This window comes from Curtobacterium sp. VKM Ac-1395 (genome assembly GCF_015350975.1).
Taxonomy (GTDB): Bacteria; Actinomycetota; Actinomycetes; order Actinomycetales; family Microbacteriaceae; genus Curtobacterium.
Genome location: NZ_JADKRX010000001.1, coordinates 206,840 through 227,093, shown reverse-complemented (window position 1 = coordinate 227,093; position 20,254 = coordinate 206,840). Strand labels below are relative to the sequence as shown.

The 20,254-nt window shown below is 71.9% G+C and carries 26 protein-coding genes; 13 read left to right on the top strand and 13 right to left on the bottom strand.

What is annotated here, in order from left to right; all coding sequences use genetic code 11:
• Positions 1-80 precede the first annotated feature (80 nt).
• On the top strand, positions 81-536 hold the full coding sequence (locus ITJ68_RS01185; protein ID WP_194659545.1) for a hypothetical protein: 456 nt from the start codon (positions 81-83) through the stop codon (positions 534-536).
• A 115-nt stretch (positions 537-651) separates the two neighbouring features.
• On the opposite strand, the gene ITJ68_RS01180 is transcribed toward ITJ68_RS01185, so the two are convergent.
• Positions 652-1,230 carry a GNAT family N-acetyltransferase gene (locus ITJ68_RS01180; protein ID WP_194659544.1) on the bottom strand — a complete coding sequence of 193 codons (579 nt, stop codon included), beginning with the start codon at positions 1,228-1,230 and terminating at the stop codon, positions 652-654.
• Positions 1,227-1,718, bottom strand: a complete 492-nt coding sequence (locus ITJ68_RS01175; RefSeq protein ID WP_194659543.1) for an ASCH domain-containing protein — start codon at positions 1,716-1,718, stop codon at positions 1,227-1,229. The genes ITJ68_RS01180 and ITJ68_RS01175 overlap by 4 nt, the downstream gene beginning before the upstream one ends.
• An 80-nt stretch (positions 1,719-1,798) precedes the next feature.
• On the opposite strand from ITJ68_RS01175, the gene ITJ68_RS01170 reads away from it, so the two are divergent.
• The 4 genes from ITJ68_RS01170 (at position 1,799) to ITJ68_RS01155 (ending at position 5,516) form a co-directional block, all read left to right on the top strand.
• Positions 1,799-2,266 (top strand): hypothetical protein, encoded by a 468-nt coding sequence (locus tag ITJ68_RS01170; RefSeq protein WP_194659542.1) that lies wholly within the window; start codon positions 1,799-1,801, stop codon positions 2,264-2,266.
• Between the two features lie 103 nt (positions 2,267-2,369).
• Positions 2,370-3,575 carry an FAD-binding domain-containing protein gene (locus tag ITJ68_RS01165; protein WP_194659541.1) on the top strand — a complete coding sequence of 402 codons (1,206 nt, stop codon included), beginning with the start codon at positions 2,370-2,372 and terminating at the stop codon, positions 3,573-3,575.
• Positions 3,576-3,611: 36 nt separating this feature from the next.
• Positions 3,612-4,373, top strand: coding sequence for an SDR family NAD(P)-dependent oxidoreductase (locus tag ITJ68_RS01160; RefSeq protein ID WP_194659540.1), 762 nt, complete (start codon positions 3,612-3,614; stop codon positions 4,371-4,373).
• 177 nt (positions 4,374-4,550) lie between these two features.
• Positions 4,551-5,516: a helix-turn-helix domain-containing protein gene (locus ITJ68_RS01155; RefSeq protein WP_194659539.1), complete on the top strand. Its 966-nt coding sequence runs from the start codon at positions 4,551-4,553 to the stop codon at positions 5,514-5,516.
• Between the two features lie 24 nt (positions 5,517-5,540).
• On the opposite strand, the gene ITJ68_RS01150 is transcribed toward ITJ68_RS01155, so the two are convergent.
• Positions 5,541-6,071, bottom strand: coding sequence for an AAA family ATPase (locus ITJ68_RS01150; protein WP_194659538.1), 531 nt, complete (start codon positions 6,069-6,071; stop codon positions 5,541-5,543).
• A gap of 303 nt (positions 6,072-6,374) precedes the next feature.
• The gene (locus ITJ68_RS01145; RefSeq protein WP_194659537.1) at positions 6,375-6,938 is read right to left on the bottom strand and encodes a TetR/AcrR family transcriptional regulator; all 564 of its coding nucleotides are present in this window, start codon (positions 6,936-6,938) and stop codon (positions 6,375-6,377) included.
• Positions 6,939-6,998: 60 nt separating this feature from the next.
• Here ITJ68_RS01145 and ITJ68_RS01140 point away from each other — a divergent pair, with 60 nt between their 5' ends.
• The gene (locus ITJ68_RS01140; protein ID WP_194659536.1) at positions 6,999-7,736 is read left to right on the top strand and encodes an SDR family oxidoreductase; all 738 of its coding nucleotides are present in this window, start codon (positions 6,999-7,001) and stop codon (positions 7,734-7,736) included.
• A 297-nt stretch (positions 7,737-8,033) separates the two neighbouring features.
• Here the strand turns inward: ITJ68_RS01140 and ITJ68_RS01135 are convergent, their stop codons facing one another.
• Genes ITJ68_RS01135 through ITJ68_RS01125 form a run of 3 tightly spaced genes read right to left on the bottom strand, consistent with a single transcriptional unit; the run spans position 8,034 to position 10,036 of the window.
• Entirely contained in the window at positions 8,034-8,648 is a 615-nt protein-coding gene (locus tag ITJ68_RS01135) for a hypothetical protein (RefSeq protein ID WP_194659535.1), read from the bottom strand.
• Complete coding sequence (locus ITJ68_RS01130; RefSeq protein WP_194659534.1) at positions 8,645-9,592, bottom strand: alpha/beta hydrolase; 948 nt, start codon at positions 9,590-9,592, stop codon at positions 8,645-8,647. Before ITJ68_RS01130 ends, ITJ68_RS01135 begins: the two co-directional genes overlap by 4 nt.
• 54 nt (positions 9,593-9,646) lie before the next feature.
• Positions 9,647-10,036 (bottom strand): hypothetical protein, encoded by a 390-nt coding sequence (locus tag ITJ68_RS01125; RefSeq protein WP_194659533.1) that lies wholly within the window; start codon positions 10,034-10,036, stop codon positions 9,647-9,649.
• A 104-nt stretch (positions 10,037-10,140) separates the two neighbouring features.
• Here ITJ68_RS01125 and ITJ68_RS01120 point away from each other — a divergent pair, with 104 nt between their 5' ends.
• Positions 10,141-10,719: an RNA polymerase sigma factor gene (locus tag ITJ68_RS01120; RefSeq protein WP_194659532.1), complete on the top strand. Its 579-nt coding sequence runs from the start codon at positions 10,141-10,143 to the stop codon at positions 10,717-10,719.
• On the top strand, positions 10,716-11,570 hold the full coding sequence (locus tag ITJ68_RS01115; RefSeq protein ID WP_194659531.1) for a hypothetical protein: 855 nt from the start codon (positions 10,716-10,718) through the stop codon (positions 11,568-11,570). Before ITJ68_RS01120 ends, ITJ68_RS01115 begins: the two co-directional genes overlap by 4 nt.
• Here ITJ68_RS01115 and ITJ68_RS01110 read toward each other — a convergent pair.
• Positions 11,500-12,375 (bottom strand): NAD(P)H-binding protein, encoded by an 876-nt coding sequence (locus ITJ68_RS01110; RefSeq protein ID WP_194659530.1) that lies wholly within the window; start codon positions 12,373-12,375, stop codon positions 11,500-11,502. The two genes, ITJ68_RS01115 and ITJ68_RS01110, sit on opposite strands and share 71 nt — an antisense overlap.
• Positions 12,376-12,433: 58 nt before the next feature.
• Between ITJ68_RS01110 and ITJ68_RS01105 the strand changes: the two genes are divergently transcribed.
• Positions 12,434-12,931, top strand: coding sequence for a MarR family winged helix-turn-helix transcriptional regulator (locus ITJ68_RS01105; RefSeq protein WP_194659529.1), 498 nt, complete (start codon positions 12,434-12,436; stop codon positions 12,929-12,931).
• Positions 12,932-13,003: 72 nt separating this feature from the next.
• The gene (locus ITJ68_RS19295) at positions 13,004-13,135 is read left to right on the top strand and encodes a hypothetical protein (protein WP_267238433.1); all 132 of its coding nucleotides are present in this window, start codon (positions 13,004-13,006) and stop codon (positions 13,133-13,135) included.
• A 91-nt stretch (positions 13,136-13,226) separates the two neighbouring features.
• Here the strand turns inward: ITJ68_RS19295 and ITJ68_RS01100 are convergent, their stop codons facing one another.
• The 5 genes from ITJ68_RS01100 to ITJ68_RS01080 are packed head-to-tail and all read right to left on the bottom strand — an operon-like array spanning position 13,227 to position 18,752.
• Positions 13,227-14,273 (bottom strand): aminoglycoside phosphotransferase family protein, encoded by a 1,047-nt coding sequence (locus ITJ68_RS01100; RefSeq protein WP_194659528.1) that lies wholly within the window; start codon positions 14,271-14,273, stop codon positions 13,227-13,229.
• Complete coding sequence (locus ITJ68_RS01095) at positions 14,270-15,175, bottom strand: carbohydrate ABC transporter permease (RefSeq protein WP_194659527.1); 906 nt, start codon at positions 15,173-15,175, stop codon at positions 14,270-14,272. Before ITJ68_RS01095 ends, ITJ68_RS01100 begins: the two co-directional genes overlap by 4 nt.
• Positions 15,175-16,134, bottom strand: coding sequence for a carbohydrate ABC transporter permease (locus tag ITJ68_RS01090; protein ID WP_194626683.1), 960 nt, complete (start codon positions 16,132-16,134; stop codon positions 15,175-15,177). Before ITJ68_RS01090 ends, ITJ68_RS01095 begins: the two co-directional genes overlap by 1 nt.
• Positions 16,131-17,480, bottom strand: coding sequence for an ABC transporter substrate-binding protein (locus tag ITJ68_RS01085; protein WP_194659526.1), 1,350 nt, complete (start codon positions 17,478-17,480; stop codon positions 16,131-16,133). Before ITJ68_RS01085 ends, ITJ68_RS01090 begins: the two co-directional genes overlap by 4 nt.
• Before the next feature lie 57 nt (positions 17,481-17,537).
• Positions 17,538-18,752, bottom strand: coding sequence for an FAD-dependent monooxygenase (locus ITJ68_RS01080; RefSeq protein WP_194659525.1), 1,215 nt, complete (start codon positions 18,750-18,752; stop codon positions 17,538-17,540).
• Positions 18,753-18,940: 188 nt separating this feature from the next.
• On the opposite strand from ITJ68_RS01080, the gene ITJ68_RS01075 reads away from it, so the two are divergent.
• From ITJ68_RS01075 to ITJ68_RS01065, 3 genes are read left to right on the top strand one after another with little or no spacing between them, the layout of a single operon-like run.
• Entirely contained in the window at positions 18,941-19,573 is a 633-nt protein-coding gene (locus ITJ68_RS01075; RefSeq protein ID WP_194659524.1) for a TetR/AcrR family transcriptional regulator, read from the top strand.
• Entirely contained in the window at positions 19,570-19,917 is a 348-nt protein-coding gene (locus ITJ68_RS01070; protein WP_194659523.1) for a DMT family transporter, read from the top strand. Before ITJ68_RS01075 ends, ITJ68_RS01070 begins: the two co-directional genes overlap by 4 nt.
• On the top strand, positions 19,917-20,231 hold the full coding sequence (locus tag ITJ68_RS01065; RefSeq protein ID WP_194626676.1) for a DMT family transporter: 315 nt from the start codon (positions 19,917-19,919) through the stop codon (positions 20,229-20,231). Before ITJ68_RS01070 ends, ITJ68_RS01065 begins: the two co-directional genes overlap by 1 nt.
• Positions 20,232-20,254 lie beyond the last annotated feature (23 nt).

The following is a 20,254-nucleotide window of genomic DNA, read 5'->3' as shown; positions in this document are numbered from 1 at the left end:
GGGCCTCGAATGGCACCGACGGGGGCCGGGCTGTTTGCCTTCGACCAGCTCCAATCCTGGAGCACAGAAGGGGGAAGCACATGCATGCAAGGACCGCAGTCAAGGTCAGCATCACGGCGGTGGTCGCGGCGGTGTTCGCGCTGGCGACACCGCTCTCGGCGTCTGCAGACTCGTTCACGGGCAACAACGTCAACGCCGAGATCGGGACGAACCAGTGCACGGCGGTCAGCGTCGTCACGGTCGCGGAGGGGAATCCGGGCCAGAACGCGGAGATCTACGCCCAGCTCAAGAACTTCCCACACGGTGCCGACAAGTGCGCCTCGGCGGTCGCGCTCATGTACGTCAACACGAAGGGCGTCCTGTACGAGACGCCGTTCCGAACCGCCACAGGGAGCGGGGACAACTCGGTCTCTGCGGTCGGGAAGCGGTGCCAGACGATCACCGAGGTCCGCCGCAAGAACGGGTCGTACTACACGGTGCGGCAGAACCGGTCGTCGACGCTCGCGGCCTGCTCGGGGCTCGTCCACCACGAGTGACCGGCTGCGCGGGCTTCGACAGCATCGAGACGCACACTCGCGCCGCTGCGAGTGGGACGCCCCGCCCCCACGGCGCGATCGTCGCGCGCCTGAAGGGCGCCGACCACGCGCCCTCCTAGCGACCGCCGGGCTCGAGCGTCACCCACTCCTCGTCGCGGACGTAGCCGACCACGTCGTTGGCGGCGAGGATCGCGGCGTTGTCGGCCGAGCCTCCAGTCCGGAACCGCGTGACACCGTCGGCGAGCAGCGCCAGCACGGACGCCGCCTTGGCGGCGACACCGAGACCCCGGCCGCGCCAGGCCGGGTGGACGACCGTGAAGTCGGACTCGGCGTTCGAGCCGTCGACGTCGACGAACGTCATCGCGACCAGCTCTCCGCTCTCGAGGACCACGCCGAACGCCCGCCGCGACTCCGAGGGCGTCGCACGCTGCCGGTCGAGCGGCGTGTGCTGCGTCGCGATGCTGCCCGGGTAGTCACCGATCGTCAGGGCGTCGAGGGCCAGCACGGCGTCGACGTCGGCATGGCTGAGTTCTCGCATCGGACCGACGTCGACGGCCCGAGCAACCAGGCCCTGCAACCGAGACTGATCCGCTGCATGCGCGTCGAGCTGCGCGCCGAACGAGCGGGCGACGACGGTCCACCCCTGCGCCTCGAGCTCCGCGCGCTCCGGTGCGTCCGCCGGCAGGACCTTCATCGGGGCCACAGCAGCTCGAAGCGCTCGCACACGACGGGCATGTCCGGCGCGAAGCCGCGCGGGTTCTCGGAGTGTTCCCGCCAGTAGCGCTCGTGCGAGGACCGCCAGTACGCGAGGGTCCGGTCGCCCTCTCCCTCGGCGTGTGCGTGCTGGGCGTCGACCTGGTCGAACGGGACGGTGGTGATCCTCGTGGTCACGAGCACGGCTCGGGGCTCCCCAGCGCCATCGAGGATGACGCTGAGCTCGCCGACCTCGGGCAGCGGGTCGCCGCTCTCCTCGTAGTCCCACAGCGAGGACGCGGTCCCGTCCTTCACCCCGCGGAGCACGAGGTCGAGCAGGGCGTCGGCGTGCTCCGGCGTCGCGCCGAAGGCCCATGCGAGCGGGATGGCTTCCGGCAGGTCGGGGGACTCGCGGCGGCGGGCTTCCCAGAAGGCGGGCACGGACGGCGACGGTGCGATCACGGGGACAACGGTAGCGGGAGGTCGCATACGGACGACTTGCGCGTGTGGAATATCAGCGGCAGGGTGGCAACCAGATCTCCGCGGTGGAGTTCGAGAGGAGAGGTCCGTTGCCCCTGTTCCGTAAACGGCATCGCGCGCCTGGTTCGATCGTGATCCTCGGCATCATCGTTGCGGTCGGCAGTGCCGGTGGCCTCGTGGCCTCGATCCCGTCACTGTCGGCCCGAGGCGGTGCCGACGCGAGCGCAGTGATCGTCGCGCTCAGTGTCGGCATTGTGCTCGGGTTGAGCGCCGCGACACAGACACTCTCAGTTGTGGTCCGGAACGGCACGCTCGTCGTTTGGCTGACGCCATTCCTCCGCAAGTCCGTGTCGGCGGCGCTGATCACCTCCGTCTCTCGGGCCAACATCAACCCGGCTGGGTACGGCGGTGTCGGAGTCCGTCGCGCTCCGGGCAGACCGCCTGCCGTGTTCCAGCGCGGAGGCGCGGCCGCAGAACTCAGGATGCGGGACGGGTCGATCCTGCTCCTGGAGTGCGACGACGTGGACGCGCTCGCCGCGGCGCTCGGGTCAGCCTGACGCCGTCCGCCACGCGGAGCCCGGACAGTGCGGCCCCGAGAGCGCTGCTCGGAAAGCGCTCCGGACCGCCGGCACCGTCGGAGGTCCCCTGCATCATCAAGGCGTGTTCATCCCCACCAGAGCTGCCGGCCTCGACGCCCTCGACGAGTTCGTCCCCCGCGCCGGCCGCGACTACGCCCGCGACCGCAACGCGGACCTCGGGGCATCGCGGAACAACGTCTCGGGCCTGTCGCCCTACGTGCGGCACCGCCTGGTGACCGAGCACGAGGTCGTCGCAGCCGTCCTCGAACGCCACAGCCTGCCCGCCGCCGAGAAGTTCGTACAGGAGGTCTTCTGGCGCACCTACTGGAAGGGCTGGCTCGAGCAGAACCCCGAGGTGTGGCGTCGCTACCGGCGCGAGGTCGACGAGTTCGCGACCGGGACCCTGCCGACCGGCTACGACGACGCGGTCAACGGCCGGACCGGCATCGACGCGATGGACGCCTGGGTGCGGGAGCTCATCGACACGGGCTACCTGCACAACCACACGCGCATGTGGTTCTCGAGCATCTGGGTCTTCACGCTCGGCCTGCCGTGGCAGCTCGGCGCCGACTTCTTCCACCGCCACCTGCTCGACGGCGACGCGGCCTCGAACACGCTGTCGTGGCGGTGGGTCGCGGGGCTGCAGACCGCCGGCAAGACCTACCTGGCGTCGGCGTCGAACATCGCGCGGTACACGGACGGCCGGTTCTCGCCGGGTGGACTGGCGACGACCGCCCGGGCGCTCTCCGAGGACCCGTTGCCACCACGCACGCCGATCGAGTCCGACGACGTGGTGGGGCCCATCGGCGAGCGGGTCGGGCTGCTGCTGCACGAGGAGGACCTCGAAGCGTCGAGCCTGATGGCCGAACACCCTCAGCTGCCCGACCGCCCGATGGCGACAGCGGTCGCCGCAGACCCGGTCGCGCGCTCACCCTTCGCGGTCTCGGACGTCGTCGAGGCCTTCACGACCACCGCCCTCGACGACGCGGCCGAACGGACACTGGACGCGAGCGGCCGCCCGGCCCAGGTGCTGGCCGACACGCTGCCGTCGACCCTCCTGCGCTGGGCGGAGTCCGAGCAGCTCGACACCGTGGTGGTGCCGTACGCGCCGATCGGCCCGGTCCACGAGCGGCTCGGGGTGCTGCGTGCCGCCCTCGCCGCCGAGGGTGTCTCCCTCGTCACCGTCCGCCGACGATGGGACAGCGCGGCGTGGCCGTACGCGTCCCGCGGGTTCTTCCCGTTCCGTGAGCGCATCCCGGCCCTGGTCCGCGAACTCGTGGTGGACTGAGCCTTCCGCACGACCGGACGCGTCGAAAGGCACCACATGACCTCCCCCTTCAGCCTGCAGGGCAAGACCGCGATCGTCACAGGCGGCAACCAGGGCCTCGGCAAGGCGTTCGCGTTCGGACTCGCCGAGGCCGGTGCCCGCGTGGCCATCGTCGGCCGCTCCGCTGACCGCAACGAGCGGGTCGCCGCCGAGGCCGCCGCGGCTGGGCACGAGTTCGTCACGATCACGGCCGACATCACCGACGACGCCCAGGTCACCCGCATGACCGAGGAAGCGCTCGCCGCCTTCGGCACGATCGACGTCCTCGTCAACAACGCCGGCACCTGCGTCCACAACGAGGCCTTCGCGGTCACCGACGACGAGTGGGACGCCGTGTTCACCCTCAACGTCCGCGCGCTCTGGAAGGCCACCGTCGCGGTCGGTGCCCACATGCGCGAGGCCGGTTCGGGCTCGATCGTCAACATCGGCAGCATGTCCGGCATCATCGTGAACCGTCCGCAGTGGCAGCCGGCGTACAACGCGTCCAAGGCCGCGGTGCACCACCTGACGAAGTCCCTGGCCGTCGAGTGGGCGCAGTACGGCATCCGCGTCAACGCGCTCGCCCCCGGCTACGTGAAGACGGAGATGGCGCCCGTGGACCGCGAGGACTTCAAGCGCTACTGGATCGACGACGCCCCGCAGCAGCGGTTCGCCCTGCCGGAGGAGATCGCGCCGAGCGTCGTCTTCCTCGCCAGCGATGCGGCGTCCTTCATCACCGGGTCGGTTCTCGTCGCAGACGGCGGCTACACCGCCGTCTGAGGCGACCACCTACCGGACTGGAGGCCCGGTGCCAGCTGGCACCGAGCCTCCAGCCCGGCCTGTGACCCGGCCCGGTGACCAACCGGCCCTGGTGGCGCGCGGTGCTTCGGCGTATGGTCACGCCACGACCCCCGAGCCCTCGGTTGACGCCATGCTGCACAACCGAACGGACCTCCCGTGTCTGATCACGTTCACCACGACATCCGCCTGATGTCCGTCTCCGGTCGGCAACCTGACGCGGCCCTGCAGGTGCTGGCGCCGATCTACGACGGTGCCGGGTGGAACTGCCGGCCGACGGACGACCCGTTCTGGTTCCGGTACGTCGCCATCGGGGACGAGCAGATGAGCGTCCGGCGACTGCAGATGCACGGACACCTCCGGGGCACCGCCTCGACCGGCAGCGACGTCGTCGTGCACTGGCTCGAGCGAGGCCGAGCACGCGTGCAGACGGCCAGGGACATCACCCGCCTGCAGCCCGGGGCGCCACCGTCGATGCTCCCCAGGGAGGGGCGCTTCCAGTTCGAGTACGAGGACTGGGACCAGCGCCTGATCCACCTCAGCAAAGACCTGCTCCTCGAGGTCGCAGCGGAGGAGAACGTCGTCGGGACGGCGTCCGCCTTCGACCGTCGAGCCACCCCGGAGGTCGCTGCTCGGGCGCAGTGGCAACGGAGCCTGGGGCACGCCGTCGACACCTTCCGCGTCCACGGCGCGGAGTCGCCGGACTGGGCGGCAGCGTGCCGCGAGGTGGCCCGCGCACTCCTGGTGCTCCACCCGTCGAGTGGCGAGCGGCTCCTCGACCGCCGCTCCGCGCAGGACGACCGGATCCGGGCAGCCCTCGACTTCGTGCTGAACCACGCGCGCGAGGCCATCACGGTGGACGACATCGCCGACGCCGCGTCGCTGAGCGTCCGGGGTGTCCAGGAGGCCTTCAAGCGGGAGTTCCAGCGGACCCCGATGGAGTACGTGCGCCAGACACGACTCGATCGTGCGCACACGGAACTCCAGTCCCTGGTCCCAGGACCCGGTGCGGTCGCGGAGGTCGCGCGCCGCGCCGGCTTCCGGCACATGGGGCGGTTCTCGGCTGCGTACCAGGAGCGCTTCGACGAGTACCCACGGGAAACGCTCCGGAACCCGGCGTCCTGACTTCCCGCTGGGCCGAGCCGCTCGTCAGTCGCCGTCGCTGACCGCGTCCGCGATCTGCTGCGCGACCTCGGCCGCGGGGACCGAGGTCGCGTCGATGACCTCGGCCTCCTGGTGCAGCCAGCCCGCTGCCGCCTCGGCGTAGGCGTCGACGTACGCGAACCGGAACGTCGACGGGCCGAGCTCCTGGTCGTTCTGGATCCGGTCGACGAGCGTGGCGCCGTCGACGTGCAGCACGAAGTGCCGCACCGGGATGCCGGACGCGGCCAGCCCGGCCTGGATCTCGCGCCAGTAGGCCTGGACCAGGACGGTCATCGGCATGATGAGCGGTCCGCCGCCGATGTAGTCGTGGACGCGGCGGGCGGTCTCCACGACGAGGGGGCGCCAGGGGTCCCAGTGCTGGAAGTTGTCCGTCGGTGGCAGCCCGGGCGTGATGTCCATCAGGACCTCGCCGACCTTCTCGGCGTCCAGGATCTGCGATCCCGGCAGCAGCGGCTGGAGCAGCCGACTGGTCGTGGTCTTGCCCGCACCGTGGGTTCCGTTCAGCCAGACGATCACAGGTGGACCCTACTGGCGACCGGCCGCCGGACGGGAGGCTCGGTGCCAGCTGGTGGGGAGCCTCCAGGACGACGTGCGGTCCCGATCGTGGAACGGAGCGCCGCCCTGCTGCCGCAGTGCGGCAGGGTGGGTGGTGTGGACACCTGGGGACTGAACGAGACGGGCCGGCTGGTCGGGCGGAGCTACGTGTGGCCGCCGGGCTGGCTGCAGCGATCGCGACCTGGCGGTTCCCCCGGCCGGTGCCGGAGCCAGCCCGGGCCATTGACGCTGGTGCCGCGGCGATGATGTGACGCCCTGGAGCGGTTACGGGACTCGGAGGGCGTCGACGACGAGGTCGAGCAGGTGGGCCGTGCGCGCATCGCTCTGCGGCTCGAGGTGCCACAGGAAGCTCAGCAGGGGGAAGACCTCGTCGGGCGCGATGTCGGAGCGGATCTCCCCGGTGTCCTTGCCGGCCTGCAGCAGGTCGTCGACCACGGCGAGGATCCGGTCGTACTGCTCGTCGTGCAGGTCGCTGCGGGTGACGGCGTCGAGGACGTCGGCGAGGGCGTGCTTCATCCGGCCGAAGGACGCGAGGACGTCGAACCACCGGCGCAGGGCGTCGACCGGCTCGTGCTCGTCGAGGAGCCGGCGGGCCGTCACGAGGAGCTCGTCGAACTCGTCGCGGTAGACCTCCGCGAGCAGTGACTCACGGGTGGGGAACCGCCGGTAGAGCGTCCCCTGCCCGACGCCGGCCGCTCGGGCTATCGCCTGCATGGTCGTGGCGCTGTCCTCGGCGAAGGCCAGTCGCGCGATGGTGACGATCCGCGCACGGTTCTGCTCGGCATCCGAACGCAGCGCGCGGCCGGACGGAGTCGACGAAGTGGACATGTGTCCGATAGCCTCTCGCGAAGTGGACGGGTGTCCACTCTACTGCGACAGGAGACCACCATGGACGGCATCAGCGGCAAGACCATCGCCATCACCGGGGCGTCGAGCGGGATCGGCGCCGCGACGGCCCGGCACCTGGCCGCGGCGGGTGCGAACGTCGTGCTCGGCGCTCGCCGGGCGGACCGTCTCGCCTCCCTCGTCGACGAGATCCGCTCCGCGGGCGGTCAGGCGCACGCGGTGCCGATCGACGTCCGGCAGCGCGAGGACCTGCAGCGGCTCGTGGTGACTGCGCAGGAGCAGTTCGGCCGCCTCGACGTGCTGTTCTCGAACGCGGGGAGCATGGCGATCTCGCCGTTCGACGAGGTCCGCGTGGACGACTGGCAGCAGATGATCGACGCCAACCTGACCGGCGTGCTGAACGGGATCGCGGCAGCCCTGCCGGTGTTCCGCGCCCAGGGCTCCGGGCACTTCGTCAACACGGCCTCGACGTCGGCGCACCGTATCGTGCCGGCGCAGGGCGTCTACGCGGCGACGAAGACCGCGGTGCGTGTGCTGTCCGAGGCGCTGCGGCAGGAAGCCGGCGCCTCGCTCCGGGTCACGGTGGTCACGCCCGGCTTCACGAACACGGAGGGCGTCGGGCTGGGCGCGAGTGCTGAGGTCGCTGCGGCGCTGGTGGAACAGCGGGACGCGATCGCGATGCCGCCCGAAGCCGTCGCCCGTGCCGTGGCCTTCGCGATCGAGCAGCCCGACGGGGTGGACGTGGGCGAGGTCATCGTCCGGGCGACCGCCCAGGGCTGACCGGTCGCCGGGCCGACGGAAGCCGGTGGGGCGCTGTCGGGTTCAGGACACCACCGGCTTCAAGCGCACGTCGCCACCCCCGCGACGGTGCGCCCTGTCACGCGGGCGATCCTGCAGGAGCAACGCTGCTCCCGGGGCCCGCGGCTCGGGAGGTGAGTCGGCACAGCGCACGAGCTGCCGAAGGCGAACGCTGCATGCGTGGTTCCGATCCGGCGGCCGGGGTCCGGGGTCACCTGGCGGGAACAGTACGCCCGCGGGGCCATCCGCACCAGGGGCGCGACAGGAAGCGCGCCGTGGTCAGCGGCGGGATGCCTGCCGGGCGTCGTCGCTGACCGTCGCGGTGCCCATCGGCCGACGAGCCAGGGCGAGCGCGATGAGCAGGAGGCCGGCACCTGTGACGACGATGCCGACCATGGTGGCGACGTGGTCGACGTCACGGCCGACGCCCGGGACGAGCAGCAGGGCGTTCGAGACGAGCGCCGGCAGGCCGACCAGGCCGAGTCCGACGAGCGTGGCGATCGTCAGGCGGTGGCGCGACCGGGCCACGAGCAGCAGGACGACCGCGACGGCGACGGCGAGCCCGCCGACGAGACCGACCACGGCGGAGGCGGCCAGGACCCCGGGCAGTGGTCGCCCCGCCTGCAGCAGGACCGTCTTGGCGACGGCGGCCCCGGCAGCGGTCATCAGCAGCGGCATCGCGAGCGGGACCTGCCGGAGGGGTCGTTCGTCGGACATGCCGGTCGCGATGATGCCGAGCCCGGCCAGTGTCAGGCTGCCGGCGAGGATGGCTGCGGCGGACCGAGCACCCGTGCCCGAGGGCAGGACGGCGATCAGGACGGTGGAGAGCCCGGCGGCCGCGAAGGTGATCGCGTGCAGGCGGACGGCGAGGGCGTGCCCGACCGTGGCGATCACGGGAGCGCCAGGGCGGAGCGGAGCTCCGCCGTCAGCTCTCCGAGCGCCTGCGGGACTGCCCGGCTGATCCGGGGGAAGGCCAGGAAGCCGTGGGGCATGCCGACGTAGGTGGTCGTGCGCACGGCGACCCCGGCCTCCCGGAGGGCTGCGGCGTAGCGGAGGCCGTCGTCACGGAGCGGGTCGTGCTCGGCCACCTGGACCAGTGCCGGCGGCAGGCCGGTCAGGTCGGCGAAGAGCGGCGACGCGTACGGGTCGGTCGGGTCCTGACCGGCCAGGTAGTGGCCGCGGAAGGCGAGCATGTCCGCCTTCGTCAGGATCGGGGCGTGCGCGTTCTCGTCGATGGACGGACTCGCCATCGTCAGGTCCGTCGCGGGGTAGATGAGTCCCTGGAACGCGATCGGCGGGCCGGAGCGGTCGCGTGCCATGAGGGCGACGACGGCGGCGAGGTTGCCGCCCGCGCTGTCGCCGACGACGGCCAGGCGGCTGGTGTCGGCACCGAGCTCGTGGCCGCGGCCGACCAGGTCGGCGGTGGCGGCGTAGGAGTCCTCGGCGGCGGCGGGCCAGCGCGCGCCCGGGGCCAGGCGGTAGTCCAGGGAGGCGACCACGGCCTGGGCGTCCCGGGCGATGCTGCTGGCGAGCCAGTCGTAGGTGTCGAGCGAGCCGGACGTCCAACCGCCGCCGTGGACGAGGACGACGAGCGGGGGTGTGCCGCGGAACGTGGTGGGCCGGTAGACGCGGACGCCGATGGGGCCGTCCGCCCCGGCAGCAGTGGTGTCGCGGACGGCGACGCCCGTGGCGAGTCCGCCGAGCAGCAGGTCGACGACCGGGTTGTGGCCGATCTCCCGGCGCTGGTCGGCGAGGATCTGCTCCTCCGAGCGGCGGGTGACCGAGGCGGCGCTGAGCAGTCGGCCGAGCAGTCGCGTGCGGAGGTCGATCCTGGCCATGGCTCCAGTCTGCGCGTTGAGGCGCTCTCGTGCCGGTGTGGTCCGGAGACGGGCTCAGAACCAGCGCAGACCGAACTGTTCCAGAACGTTCCTCGCGACGGCGACGACCCCGTGGGGCGGCTCGCCGCAGTCCCGGCCGACGGCTTCGAGGAGCGCCGACTGTGCCGCCGCGTGCGCGGCTCGTTGCTCATCGGAGAAGTCCTCGGGCGGGTCGGTCCGGCACGCCGTGAGGGCCTCCAGTCGGCGGAGGCCGTAGCGGAAGCCGACGGGTCGGGGCGTGGACTGCATGAGCGCGAGCAGCTGCGCGTGGGAGTACCGACCTGCGGGGTCGGCAGCGCGGGAGATGAGGTCCGTGAGCCCCCGTGACACCCCGTCCGACCCGCCCAACCGGATCTCGATGAGCCGCGCACGGCTGCACAGGTCGTAGAGCAGTGCTTCGTCCACGTCGTCCCTCTTCCCCCGGGTTGCAGGATCGAGCGTGCCACAGCCCGAGGCGGACTCGACAGCGGCGCGTGCAACGCGGGCTCCCCGGTCGGACACTCTTGAGTGTGCAGGACGAACAGGACGACGACGGGGCGCTGTGGACGCGGGCCCAGTCGAACGACGGTGCGGCCTTCGCCGAGCTGTTCGACCGGCACCGACCGCGGGTCTACCGACGCGCGCTGAGCCTCCTCGGTGACGTGCACGACGCCGAGGACGTGACGGCCGCCGCGTTCTACGAGCTCTGGCGGAAGCGGAAGACCGTGCCGCTGGTGGCCGAGTCCGTCCTGCCGTGGCTGCTCGTGACGGCAGTGAACCTCGGCCGGAACAGCCGTCGTGCCGCCGCCCGCTACCGGAAGCTGCTCGACCGGCTCCCCCGCGACGAGGAGCACGTGGACCCCGTCGAGCCCGAGGACGCCGAGGTCCGGGAACGTCTCGAGGCCTCCCTCCGCGGGCTCTCCCCGACCGACGCAGCACTGCTCGTCCTCACCACGCTCGAGGACATGCCCGTGTGGCAGGCAGCCGAGGCAGTGGGCCTGCGACCACCCGCCGCCCGCGTGCGCCTGCACCGTGTGCGGAAGCGGCTCCGTGCCGACCTGCACGACCTCGACCCCACACTCCGCTCGGCACCAGGAGGCAGCGCATGACCAGCAACGACGGACACCCGACCACGACCGACATGCACCACGGCGCTGCTGCCACGATCCGCGCCGAACTCGCCGCCATCGGCACGAGTGGCAGCCGTCTGCAGCGTGCACAGCGACGGACCCGGGTCACCGCGTCCGTCGTCGGGGTCGCTGCCGTCGCCCTGGCCACCAGTGCCGCCGCGCTCGTGGTCACCGGGATGCCCGGGTCGACGGCGACCGACGCACTCGGTGCCACCACCACGGTGACCCGGACCGGTCCGGCCCTGGTCGACATCGGCCGGGCGCCGGAGACGGCGGGAGCGGTCATCGTCGACGTCACCTGCCTGAGCGACTCGGGGATGGTGCAGGTCAGCACCGGCGACGGCACGACGGGCGCCGGTGTCTCCTGCAGCGGCGACGGGCCGCACCGACTGCACGTCGTGGACGGGCAGCTGCCGTCCGCCGGCACGACCACGTTCCCGGTGTCGTCGTCCCCCGGCACCCGGTGGCACGCCGTGCTGCAGTACGCCAGCTCGGTGACGTCCCGGTGGAGCGTCAACGCGAAGGGGCAGACCTTCGGGATCGAGAACCAACACGGCCACCCGGACCTGGTGCCGGGCCGAGCCGACGACGGTCGCCTGGGCTGGGTGCTCTGGTCCGAGACGGCGGGCGCCGACCAGCCCGGGACGGTCGACGTGTACGAGTCCGACGGCGAGACCGTCATCGGCCACCAGACCGCCGACGCCGGGACCCTGCCCGAGCTCCCGCTCGACCAGCGGTACATCGACGAGCTGAACTCGGTCAGCGCCCCAGCAACACCCCCCGCGACGCCCGCGCCCAGTCCGCCATCGACCGCGCCGGCGTCCCGGTGATGCGCTCGACTTGGTCCGTGTGCACCGCGATGCCGTCGAGGCCGTGCCGGGCGACGATGCCGAACTGCTGACGGAGCCCCGCCGCCTGCCACGCGGGCATGCCGGTCACGCGCAGCACACCCTCGAATCCCCGGCTCGGCAGGTGCAGGTAGCGCACCCGCCGACCGAGCCCCTCGGTCAGGGCCCGGGCGACCCCACGGCCGTCGAGCAGCTCGGGCCCGGTCAACACCGGCTCGGCACCGACGTGCACGCCATCCGTCAGCACCTGGGCCGCCACCCGGGCGATGTCCTGGCTGTCGATCCAGCCGATCACCCCGCGGCCCATCGTCTGCGGGAAGAACCCGCGGCGGATCGCCGGCCCGGACGGCACCAGGTTCGTCATGAAGCCCGACGGGTGCAGGATCGTCCACGCCAGACCGCTCGCGCGCACGTCCACGTCGATCTGCGCCACCGCACGCGCCCACGGGATCGTCGACCCCAGCGCGGCGTCCCCGCCGGACAGGTGCACGAGCGCCCGCACCCCGGCACGCTGCGCGGCCTGCACGCCGACCGCCCCGTGCTCCCGCTGCTGCTGGGTCGCCGCCGTGACCAGGAACACCTGGTCGACGCCCTCGAGTGCCGCCGTCAGGGCCGGCAGGTCGCCGAGGTCGGCCTGTCGGGCATCGATCCCCCGGGCCCGGAATGCCTCGACCTGCTCCCGTCGCCGAGCGATGGCCCGCACGGTCTTCCCCGCGGCGCGGAGGGCCTCGACCGTCTTGCCACCGACGTCGCCGGTCGCTCCCGTGACTGCCACGATGTCGCCCATGTCGTCTCCTTCAGTATCAGTTAGCTGATAGTAACTCCTCCTCCGCTACGATCTAGCGGTGCCCCCGGAGTTCGCAGCATCGCGTGACGACGTCGACGCGGTCGCGGCCTGGACGGTCATCCGCGCCGGCCGCGAACTCGCGCGACGACTGGCCACCGAGCTCGCGCCCATGGAGCTCACACCAGTCGAGTTCGGCGTGCTCGTCCAGCTCGCCACGGCCGAGGAGCTCAGCCAGGCAGAGCTCGCCCGAGCGGTGGGCGTCCGCCCGCAGAGCATGACCGCCCTGGTCGGCGCACTCGGAGCCCGCGGGCTGCTGGTGCGGGGGGCCGAGCCGGGTCGCGGGCGGCTGTCGCGCCTGACGCTCACCCCGGCCGGGCGCGAACTGCTGTCCCGCGCGTTCCCGGTCGTCCTCGCGAGCAACGCCTGGTTCGGACCGGTCGCGGTCGACGACGACACCACCGGAGCCGAGGTGGTCGCGTCCGCGCTGCTCCCGCTCCTCGGTGGCGAGATGTCCGGGGAACGCGAACCGGCGGCCGGTTCCCCGGGAACCGCCTGACGGCGGCGCATCGCGGGAATGGCGGACACCGGTCCGGCGTAGTACTCCTCACCCCCGAAGAAGGAGCACCCCATGAGCCACGACCTCGACCGTTCCACCGCGACCCTCGACGACCTCGACTGCTGGCCCACGCCGCGCGCGCTCCACGACGAGCCGACGCCCCGCTTCGGGCGCTACCTCGGCCTGATCAACGGCCACGACTGACCACTGACGGCGACCAGCTGACAGACGGCGACCAGCCGACAGACAGGAGGCTCCCCACCGGACCGGTGGGGAGCCTCCTGTCTGTCCGGGGTCAGGACCGCGTCGCCGCGTCCGCCAGCGCTGTGCGAAGCCGGTCCTCGACCAGTGAGGCCGAGCCGGTCGGCGCGAGGATCCCGGTGACGACGCGGAGCGCCTCGGTGCGGTCCTCGTCGGAGCCGTCGAGTGCCGTCGTCATCGTCGACGTCAGGTCCTCGAGCGCGCGGACGCAGGCGTACCGGACCAGGCGGTGTTCGTCGAGGTCGACAGGTCCGTAGCCGGCACGGAACGCGGCGAGCTCGTCGGGTGCGGCCGGCGCGAACAGCACGCTGAACTCGACGAGGTGCAGGTCGAGCTCGCGCGGGGCGACGACGGCCTCGTCCCAGTCGACCAGCCGCAGCCCGCCGTCCGGTTCCACCAGGACGTTGCCGAGGTGCGGGTCGCCGTGGCACGGCACGCGCTCGCCGGGCGCTGCCGACGCGAGCGTCGTGCCCTGCTGCAGCAGGGCGATCCGGGGTCGCGCGTCGTGCCACAGGCCGAGGACGTCGTCGCGGACGTCTCCTGGGGGCCGGGCGTCCAGCGCGCGGATCGCCGCGCGGTACCGCTGCCGCCGGCGACGGATCCCGCGGCGCGCACCCTGTCGACGCGGCGGGAGCGGGAACGCATGCGCGTGCACGTCGGCGAGGAGCTCCCCGTAGGCGTGCCAGCCGTCGAGGTCGAGGCCGACCGTGGCGGCGTCCTCGCCCTCCGACCAACGGGAGACGGCGAGCCGCCCACCGCCACGACGACTGCGACGGCGGCCGTCCGTGGTCGGGACGGTGCCCGGAGCACGGTCGAGGCCGGCGTCGGCCATCGAGCCGACCAGGCGCGTGCCGGTCGTGGTGGTGCGGGTGGTCCACTTCGCGGCCCAGGCGTCGCCGGTGTCATCGACGAACCGCCAGACGACGGCGGAGACGTCGGTGCCGCCCGAGACTTCCTCGATCGCGGTCACTTGCATCGCGAAGTCGGCGGTGATCCAGTGGCGGGCGTCCGCGGGCGTCGGCCGGGCGGCGTCGCGCCGGCCGACGTCTGGCCGACCGGACGTCGGGTCGGTCGCCGTCACCGCAGGCCGCTCCGCGACAGCCCCTCGACGAAGTACCGCTGGAACGCCAGGAACAGGGCGACGATCGGCAGGATCATGAACAGGTTGACGGCCATGATCGCGCCGTAGTCCGACGTGTACTGGCCCTGCAGCGTGCCGACGATGCCGATCGGGACGGTGAACAGGTCCTGGTTGCCGGACAGGGCCACGAGGGGCCAGCCGAACGCGTTCCACTCGCCCATGAACGTCAGGAGCACGAGCACGGCGAGAAGCGGCCGGCAGAGCGGCAGCACGACCGACACGAACGTGCGGAAGCGGCCGGCGCCGTCGAGCTGGGCGGCCTCGATGAGCTCGTCGGGCACCGCGAGGAAGAACTGCCGAGCCAGGAACACCCCGAAGATCGCCGCGGCCTCGGGCAGGATGACCGCCCACAGTCCGCCGTACAGGTGCAGGCCGATCGAGATGAAGAACTGCGGCACGATGATCGCCTGCGGCGGGATCATCAGCGTCGACAGCAGCACCAGGAACAGGGCGTTGCGTCCGCGGAAGCGCAGCTTGGCGAAGGCGTACCCGGCGAGCAGGTTGCAGACGACGGTGATGACCGTGACGACGACGGAGATCAGCAGCGAGTTGCCGAACCAGCGCCAGACGGGGAACTCCTGGAACGGGCGGACGAAGTTCTGGATCGTGAAGTGCCCCGGCCAGAGCTGCAGCCCCGGTGCGTACAGGTCGGCCCGGGTCGAGAACGCGGTGAGCAGCATCCAGTACAGCGGGAACGCCATCACGACGGTCACGATGACCGCGACGGTCAGGCGGAGCCAGAGCAGCCGCCCGCGGCGCTTCTTCGGCGCCCGGGTGGCGGTGCGGGCGGCGGCAGCGGGTGCGGGCTCGGCGGCGCCGGTGTCCCAGGTGGTGGAGGTCATCAGTCGGTCTGGTCCCGTCCGGCGTTGAACCGCCACTGGAGGCCCGTGATGAGCAGGGTCACGAGGTAGATCACGATGCCCACTGCGGCGCCGTACCCGAGCAGCTGCGGGCCGTGCTCGTCGAAGGCCACCCGATAGGCGTAGGACACGATCGTGGTGGTGCCGTAGCCGGGGCCGCCGCGGGTCATCGCCCACACGGTGTCGAACACCTGGAACGAGTAGATGAGGTTCATCACGAGCAGGAAGAACGTCGACGGGCCGAGCAGCGGGAACGTGATGAGCCGGAAGCGCTGCCAGCCGCTCGCGCCGTCGGTCGTCGCCGCCTCTTGCACAGCGGGGTCGACGCCCTGCAGCCCGGCGAGGTAGATGAGCATGTCGAAACCGATGCGCTGCCACAGCGTCATCAGGATCACGGCCGTCATCGCCCAACCGCCGCTCGACTGCCACTGGATCTGCGGCAGGCCGAGGGAGCGGAGGAACTCGTCGACGAAGCCGTTGTTCTGGTCGAACATCCACGCGCCGAGGACACCGGTCGCGACGCCGGAGACCACCAGCGGCAGGAAGATGATCGTTCGGAAGACCGCCCGCCCGGGCAGCACGCCGTTGAGCAGCACCGCGACGCCGAGCCCGATGGCCATGCCGACCGGCACCGTGAACAGCGTGAAGACGCCCGTGTTCGCGACGGACTGCCAGAAGACCGGGTCCGTCACCAGGCGCGCGTAGTTGCCGAGGCCCGCCCAGCTCGTGCCACCGAGGGAGTCGAGGTCCTGGAAGCTGATGACGAGGGCGTAGACGAGCGGCAGCAGCGTGAAGACCACGATGAGGACGACGTTCGGCACCAGGAACGCGGTGGCCGCAGCCCCGCTGGAGCCCCGGAAGCCCCCGACGGACCGGCGCGGACCCCGGCGGACGGCCCCGCCCGCGGTCGCTCCCCCGATGCGCTCGGCCGCGCCGGTCATGCTGCCACCGCCTGCTCGACGGCGGCGTCGATGGCCGTCACCGCGGCGTCGGTGCCGCGGCCGTGGAAGGCGAGCTCGAGCTGGTCCTGCAGCGCCGTGTTGACCGAGGCGAACCCGGGCACGACGGTCTCGCGCACGGCGGTCTCGGTGATCGTCGTGGCCTGCTGCGTGAAGACGTCCATCACGTCCGGGCGCACGGCGTAGTCGAGGGGCGTGTCCGCCAGGCTCTTCAGCGTCGGCAGCTCGTTCGCCCGCTGGCAGAAGTCACGCATCTGGGCCTCCTCCACGAGGAACTTGAGGAACGCGGCCGCGAGCTCCGGGTGCTCGGTGTCACGGGTGGCGACGACGGCGTTCCCGCCGAGGTCCGACGCGGCGGCTTCGTCGCGGGGCATGTACGTGGTGGCCCACTTGCCGCCCTGGTAGCCGTTCTTCGCGTCGGCGAGCTCCGGCACCAGGAAGTCGCCGACGAACGTCATCGCGACGGTCTGGTTCAGGAAGAAGTTGTCCGAGTAGACGGTGGTCTTGATCGTGTTGTTCGCCGGCACCCACCGCTCGTCAAAGAACCGCTGCGTGAAGGCCATGGCCTTGCGCGCGGGGTCGCCGTCGACCGCTGAGTGCTCCAGCGACGGCGTCAGGAGCGAACCGCCCGCCTGGTAGAGGAAGCTCGCCCAGCGGTACGCGCCCGCGGCGGTCCAGTCGTACGCGAACGGGTACTTGTCGTCGGGCAGGGCCTTGCGGAGCTTCGTCGCGACCGCGGTGAACTCCTCCCAGGTCCAGGCGTCCTCGAGCCGGTCGGGCACCGCGCCGATGCCGGCTTCGTCGAGGGCGTCGCGGCTGAACGCGATCGCCGAGGTGTCGGTCTGGTGCGGGACGCCGTAGGTGCGGCCCTCGAACCGGACGGCGTCGCGGAGTGCGGGCAGGAACCCGGCGGACTCGGTGGCGCTGAGGTACGGCGTGATGTCGAGCAGCACCCCGTGCGAGGTGTACTTGCCGATGCTCGTGTAGTCCACCCGGAACACGTCCGGTGCCGTGCGCGACAGGATGCCCCGGTCGATGCCGGAGAAGAACCCGTCGTACGGCAGCGTCTGCAGCTCGACGGTGGCCTTCGGGTGCCGGGCCTCGAACACCTTCTTCGCGTGCGCGAACCCGGCGTTCTCCCCGTCGCTGCCGCCCCAGAAGGCGAAGCGGATCGTGCCCTCGACCTCGCCGATGTCGGCCTTCGACCCGGCGGCCGCGGTGCTCGGCACGGGGCCGTTGTTCGCGACGCACCCACTGAGGACCCCGGCGGCGGCCAACCCGAACGCCCCGACGAGCATCGAGCGACGGGAGATGGGCTGCAGCGGCACTGGCGGCTCCTCGGGACGGGGTCGCGTCGACCGATGCCGGTCGCCGTGCCCGCGACGCTAGTCCGCGCCTCCGACGCCGGTCGTGCCCGTCCGGGACCCAGTGCGGGAATCGGTGTCCCGGCCAGTCCGGTGGGCGTCGTAGTCCTCGAGCACGAGGTTCGACGCCGGTCGGTCGACGACCCGCATGAGCGGACCGAAGACCGCCAGGGTGCTGAACAGCAGGTTGCGGACGCGGATGCCGGCGGTGGTCCTCGGTGCGAGGAGCTTGCCGGCGTTCACCTTGTGGGAGATCGAGGCGTAGTTGCGGTACCTCCGCTCGAACGTGTCGAACGCGGTGACGTGGTCACCACCTGCTCGTGCGAGTTCCCCGGCCAGGACGTACGCGCCGACGACGGCGAGCCCGGTGCCGTAGCCGCCGAGGGCGTTCCCCCACGCGGAGTCGCCGAGCAGCACGACGCGGCCGCGGGACCAGTGGTCGACCGTCGCACGGCTGATCGAGTCCATGTAGAAGTCACGGGCGTCGGGCAGCTGCTCCAGCAGCTCGGGGATCCGCCACTTCCCGTGTCGGAGTGCCTCGGCCACCTGCTGCTTCTGCCGGTCGACGTCGTCCCGAGCCGGGGGCAGCGGTGGGCCGGCGAAGACGAGGAACGCCGGGGCCTTGGTCCCGCCGAGCATGACGGTGATGCCCGGTTCGCTGTAGACGACGTCGTCGGGGCCGGTGTCGAGGTCGGCGAGGACGTAGTGGTAGCCGAGGTGCGTGACGTGCTCGGACTCGGGGCCGAACGCCAGCCGGCGGACGTTGGAGTGCATGCCGTCCGCGCCGACGACGAGGTCGAACGTCCGCGGTGCTCCGTGCTCGAACGTCACGTCGACGCCGTCCCCGGTGTCCGTCAGGCTCGTGATCGAGTCGCCGAAGACGTACTCGGTGGTGTCCTCGGTCAGACGGTGCAGGATCCGGGCCAGGTCGCCGCGGGGGATGTTCACCTCGCCCGCGCCGAAGCCACCGGGGGCCGTCCCGACCTTCCGGCCGGCGGCGTTCACGATGATGCCGTCCGCGTCACGGACGTCTGCGGCGCGCACCTCGTCGAGGATGCCCATCTCCCGCAGGACGCGCATGTGGATCGGCCCCTTGAAGTCGACGGCCTGGCCGCCCGGCCGGATGCTGCTGGCCTTCTCGACGACGGTGACGTCGAACCCCGACCGGTGCAGCCAGTACGCCAGGGCGGGGCCGGCGATGCTCGCGCCGGAGACGAGGACTCGGGTGTTCTGCACGGTGTGCTCCTTCGATCGGATGTCCCGATCATCGGCCGCGGCACTCACACCGCGCTGACGCGCCACTGACACCGGACCGACAGGAGGCTCGGTGCCAGCTGGCACCGAGCCTCCCGTCCGCTGCTGGTCGGCTGGGACTGCGCCGGTCGAGTTGGCCACCTGGCCAACTCGACCGGTACGGTCGTTGCATGACCACGAGCACCCACCGCAGCGCGGACGAACGACGGGCTCAGCTCGTCGACGCCGCCGTGGCGGTGATGACCGACGACGGCGTCCGCGCCGTCACCACCCGCGCCGTCACGGCACGCGCCGGACTGCCCCACGGCACGTTCGCGTACTGCTTCGGGTCGAAGGGCGAGCTGTTCCGCGCCGTGCTCGACCGCGAGCTCCGGCAGTCCATGGCCGTGACCTTCGACGACGACTCGGTCCCGGTCGAGGACCCGTCCGAGCGCATCGCGGCCGGGCTCCTGGCCTACCTGGACCGGGTCCGCGCCGCGCCGGACGAGGCTCTGGCGCTCTTCGAGCTCACCGCACTCGCGCGACGCGACCCGGACCTGCGGGACCTGGCGCGCTGGGAGCAGGACGCGTACGCGCAGGCCGTCACCGGCAACCTGCGGCAGTGGTCGGACCGGCACGGCCGGTCGTGGTCGGCGCCCGTCGACCAGGTCGCCCGCCTGCTGGTCGCGCTCGTCGACGGCGCGATGTCGGCGTGGCTGAGTGACCGGGACGACTCGGCGGCAGCAGCGACGCTACGGCTCGCGGCGACGATGGTCGGTGCGCTCGCCGTACAGGATGCCGACGCCGAGGGGGTCCGCTCGTGAAGTGGCTCTTCCTCGCCGGCGCGATCCTCTCCGAGGTCACCGCCGCCCTGTCCCTGCAGGCCGCCGTCGAGCGACCTGGCTGGTACGCGCTCGTCGTGGTCGGCTACGTCGGGTCGTTCTTCCTGCTCATCCAGGTGCTCCGCCGGGGCATGGCCATCGGGGTCGCCTACGGCATCTGGGGCGCCTCGGGCGTCGCCCTGACCGCGGTGCTCGCCGCCGTGCTGTTCGGGCAGTCGCTGACCCCCGTGATGCTGGTCGGCATCGCGTTCATCGCGGCGGGGGTGCTGCTCGTCGAGGTCGGGTCGCAGCGGGCACTCGCCGCACGCCGGGACGGGGCCCGCTGATGGGCTGGGTGCTGCTCGCGATCGCCATCGTCACCGAGGTCTTCGCGACGATGAGCCTCAAGGTCGCGACGGACGGCAAACGCCGCTGGTACGTCGCCGTGGTGGCCGGGTACCTGGTGGCGTTCTCGCTGCTCGCGGTCGCGCTGACCATGGGCCTGCCGATCGGGGTCGCCTACGGGGTCTGGGCGGCGACGGGGGTGGCGCTGACGGCGGTCCTCGGGCGGGTGCTGTTCAAGGACCCGTTGACGCGGACGATGCTCGCGGGCATCGGGCTGATCATCGTGGGGGTGCTGCTGGTCGAGCTCGGGCACTGACGCACACTGCCCGACGGCTGGTC